We start from the raw sequence: 337 nt of genomic DNA on the forward strand, positions 1-337 counted from the left end.
AAATCAATGCCGACTAGAAGATTCGAACTTCCGACCCCCTGTTTACAAGACAGGTGCTCTACCAACTGAGCTAAGTCGGCATAGCCAGTATCATCGCTCAATATCTAACTGTCATTCGCCTTCCGACGAATGAGCCCTGACAGGCTCGAACTGTCGACCCTCTGATTAAAAGTCAGATGCTCTACCAACTGAGCTAAGGGCTCAATGGAGGATACAGGGCTCGAACCTGTGACCCTCTGCTTGTAAGGCAGACGCTCTCCCAACTGAGCTAATCCTCCATAAATCGCGTGGCAACGTCCTACCCTTGCAGGGGGCGATCCCCCAACTACTATCGGCG

3 tRNA genes are annotated in these 337 nt (G+C 51.9%); all 3 read right to left on the reverse strand.

The window, feature by feature from the left end:
• Window positions 1–7: 7 nt before the first annotated feature.
• The 3 genes from FD37_RS12275 to FD37_RS12285 all read right to left on the reverse strand — a co-directional run bounded on the left by FD37_RS12275 (window position 8) and on the right by FD37_RS12285 (window position 278).
• Window positions 8–80 (reverse strand) — tRNA-Thr (locus FD37_RS12275).
• Between the two features lie 50 nt (window positions 81–130).
• Window positions 131–203: transfer RNA gene (locus FD37_RS12280), tRNA-Lys, on the reverse strand.
• A gap of 2 nt (window positions 204–205) precedes the next feature.
• Window positions 206–278 (reverse strand) — tRNA-Val (locus tag FD37_RS12285).
• Window positions 279–337: the final 59 nt, after the last annotated feature.

The organism is Levilactobacillus spicheri DSM 15429 (genome assembly GCF_001435095.1).
GTDB lineage: Bacteria > Bacillota > Bacilli > Lactobacillales > Lactobacillaceae > Levilactobacillus > Levilactobacillus spicheri.